Annotated in this window: 4 protein-coding genes; 2 read left to right on the top strand and 2 right to left on the bottom strand. The window is 61.7% G+C overall.

Annotated elements, in window-relative coordinates; genetic code table 11:
• Positions 1 to 166 precede the first annotated feature (166 nt).
• Positions 167 to 685, top strand: a complete 519-nt coding sequence (locus tag AC1C2O_RS19335; RefSeq protein WP_495432227.1) for a GrpB family protein — start codon at positions 167 to 169, stop codon at positions 683 to 685.
• An 81-nt stretch (positions 686 to 766) separates the two neighbouring features.
• On the opposite strand, the gene AC1C2O_RS19340 is transcribed toward AC1C2O_RS19335, so the two are convergent.
• Positions 767 to 1,645: a hypothetical protein gene (locus AC1C2O_RS19340; protein ID WP_495432228.1), complete on the bottom strand. Its 879-nt coding sequence runs from the start codon at positions 1,643 to 1,645 to the stop codon at positions 767 to 769.
• On the bottom strand, positions 1,642 to 2,208 hold the full coding sequence (locus tag AC1C2O_RS19345; protein ID WP_495432229.1) for an RNA polymerase sigma factor: 567 nt from the start codon (positions 2,206 to 2,208) through the stop codon (positions 1,642 to 1,644). The genes AC1C2O_RS19340 and AC1C2O_RS19345 overlap by 4 nt, the downstream gene beginning before the upstream one ends.
• Before the next feature lie 266 nt (positions 2,209 to 2,474).
• Here AC1C2O_RS19345 and AC1C2O_RS19350 point away from each other — a divergent pair, with 266 nt between their 5' ends.
• Positions 2,475 to 2,795 (top strand): immunity protein CdiI family protein, encoded by a 321-nt coding sequence (locus tag AC1C2O_RS19350; protein WP_495432230.1) that lies wholly within the window; start codon positions 2,475 to 2,477, stop codon positions 2,793 to 2,795.
• Positions 2,796 to 2,991: the final 196 nt, after the last annotated feature.

Consider the following 2,991-nt stretch of genomic DNA (forward strand, 5'->3'; position numbering starts at 1 on the left):
ACCGCCGCCCCCGCAAACGCCACGGCTACCGCACGCCCGCAGAAGTCCTTGCCGCGCTACTCTCAAATCCAACAAATCAAATCGGTGTTGCAGACACCGCTTGAACTCGCCGGTTGCGAGACACCGGAGTTACGAGACAGTCAGTTGGCTCTGCGAAACTCATCGGATGACATCCGACGATCGCGTAACTCTCGTTGCGAGCGAGCACGAAGATTGGGCGCGAAACGCCGCGGAGATGGCGGTCGGACTCTTAGAGCACTTACCTAGCGCCAAGATCGAGCACATTGGATCCACGTCTGTTCCAGGGTTGCCGGCGAAACCCGTCGTCGATCTGGCGGTTGGCGTGGCTGCGGGTGAGATCGTTCTTTCTGGTCGCGAGTTGGCGCAGTGCGGGTTCGACCTTGAGGGAGAACGATCCGATCATGTGTGGCTGAGCTATCCGGATCGTTCAGCTCGCGCGTTCATAATCCACATTCTCGAGTTTCAAGGTGAGGAGTGGAACAAGCGGCTGCGCTTCCGAGACATCCTGCTGACGGATAAGAAGAGCCGGGAGAAGTACCTCGCCGCCAAACGGGAAGCAGCAGCGTTGGCCATTGGATGGGGCGAGTACACCAGGGCGAAATCTTCTGTTGTGTCCGAGATCCTCACGAATGCGACTCGTTCGACCGAATCCGCTGAGGACTGAGCGTCTCGAAACCCATGGGTTTCGAGACACGTAGGTTGCGAGACACATCGGCCGGAGCTCTCGGAGGAACAGTTCTGGTCGTTACCCAGCGATACGGAAGACTCCGATCTCGGTTTCGCCGTCGGAGGTGTAGACGGGGATCGTCCAGCCGTTCGGGTACTTCTCGGCGGCTTCTTCCTGCCAGCGCAGTGCCTCATCTGGATTGGTTGGCATTCCCTCGTGGTCAGGGCTGGGGGAGTTCAGTTCGTTCGCGAACGCATATCCCTCGACGGCTGAGCCATCTGGTGCGATGCCGATCACGCTGACCAGGTCTGGGTCGCCCTGAGTTGAGCCCATGATGCCGTATGTCTGCCCGTTCGCGTTGATGCCGAGGCTGGTGGGCACGTGGGTGACGTACTGAACAGTCACGATCCCAGTGAACGCGGAGGGCGTCAGGTACAAGGTGTCCACGGAGCTATCTAAAGGGAAGTCGTACCAGGCCGCGGAGTTCGGGCCGGCGGAGAGGTCCTCGGCGCTCCATGACGCGGAAGGGTTGTTCCCGCCCGGATCGGTGCCCCAGTTGATGGATCCCTGGGTCGACGCCGTGATCGTGACGCGGGCGTGAGTCGCCGCATCCGGTCGGTCTTGCAGCGAGATCTGCGTCGCAGTCTCGACGTTTCGGCTGATCGGTTCGCCGAGCAGAGAGATGATGGGCGCGCCCGGTATCACGCCTGCGGGCGCCGTGACAGCATCCGGGTAGCGGGGTGTGGGCTCCCCTGACGGTTGCGCCGGCGCCACGGTGAGCATCCCGGAGGCGGCGAACGCTCCCGCAGATACTCCGGCACCTGCCAGTGCGCCAACCAGAACAAAGCCCACGGCCCACAGCCTCCGCTTCCGGCGGGAGGGCGGGTTCTCGGCGACGTGGTTGATGAGGTTCGCTCTGATGATGTCTGAGCGTTCCGGGGTGAAACCTGTCATCATGACCCTCCTTCAGTGAGCGGATGCGGAGCGACCGCGGATCGCAGTCGTGTGCGGATTCGAGAGAGTCGCATCTTGGCAGCTGACTCGGACAACCCCAACACGGTCGCAGCCTCACGGATTGTAAAACCCTCCAGGGCCGTCATCGCGAGAAGGTTCGCGTCCGCCGGGCGTGCAGCCGCGATCGCTTCCCGCAGCGCGACCAGTTTTTCGTCTGCGCGGTCCGCGATCCGATCTGCAGGATCGGGCACGACGGGCGGGGCAGGCAACGCCGCAAGGAACCGGTCATAACGACGTCTCGCGCGGGCCGCGTTCCGCGACACGTTCTGCGCCGTGACGATCAACCATGGCAGCAGTGACCCGTCAACGAACCTCACCGATCCCCGGCGTCGCCACGACTCCAGGAACGTGGCCGCAGTCAGGTCCTCGGAGTCACTCGCGGTATTGCCGCTCGCAATCAGATGACGGAAGACACGGTCACGGTGCCGGTCCCAAACCACGCCGTAACGACGCATATCGCCCGCCAGCACGAGCGCCCACACCATCTCATCCGAATCATCCGCCACACTTCATAATGTCCGCAGCCGCCCGAATAGTCACAACCTCCCCGCGACGAATCGTAAGCCAGTCGACAGCGACCGGGATTCGCATGCCCCACAGATGCACCGAACCCCACCGAAATGTGATCTGCCTCGCGATATTGTGGTGGCCTCTCTGCGTCACGCCCGAAGGGCAGTCTCGCATCTCATGGGTTTTGCGACACCGCGGTTACAAGACATTTGATAATGTCCGCGAAATCGACGCGAAGCACGCTGGCGCGTATTCTCAACGCATGCGCGACAGTCATCCCACAGACCGACCGGAGGTACTCACCATCTTCCCAGAGTGGGGTCGCTGGGAGCGGGTAGCGGGGATTTTGACACCTTTGCTCTCTGATGAATTGCGGAAGCGGATCCAGGCTTGGAACACGGTCTGGCAAACCATCCTCAACCCTCAGAAGGAGATCCGCTGGCCCGACCCTGACGTCGGGCGGCAATGGATCACTGAAGGCGAGTCGCTGGTAGTAGCGATTCAAGCGGAATTAGGTCCTTCCGTGCGCGTACTCGAAGGCTTCGCCGCATACGACCCCGATGCTAGGCCCGAAGGTGCGTAGCATCTCAGAACCCGAGACGTCTCATAGAGCCCACCTGATGGTTGACGTCCTCCGAGCTGCAATCGGCGTCTCGTAACTCATGGGGGGCGAGTTCAAGCGGTGTCTGCAACACCGATTTGATTTGTTGGATTTGAGAGTAGCGCGGCAAGGACTTCTGCGGGCGTGCGGTAGCCGTGGCGTTTGCGGGGGCGGCGGT

The organism is Microbacterium sp. Y355 (genome assembly GCF_059445345.1).

What these genes read in the sequence shown, in the direction of transcription:
- AC1C2O_RS19335 (WP_495432227.1), top strand. Translation starts at nt 167, where the DNA reads ATGACATCCGACGATCGCGTAACTCTCGTTGCGAGCGAGCACGAAGAT.
- AC1C2O_RS19340 (WP_495432228.1), bottom strand. Translation starts at nt 1,645, where the DNA reads ATGATGACAGGTTTCACCCCGGAACGCTCAGACATCATCAGAGCGAAC.
- AC1C2O_RS19350 (WP_495432230.1), top strand. Translation starts at nt 2,475, where the DNA reads ATGCGCGACAGTCATCCCACAGACCGACCGGAGGTACTCACCATCTTC.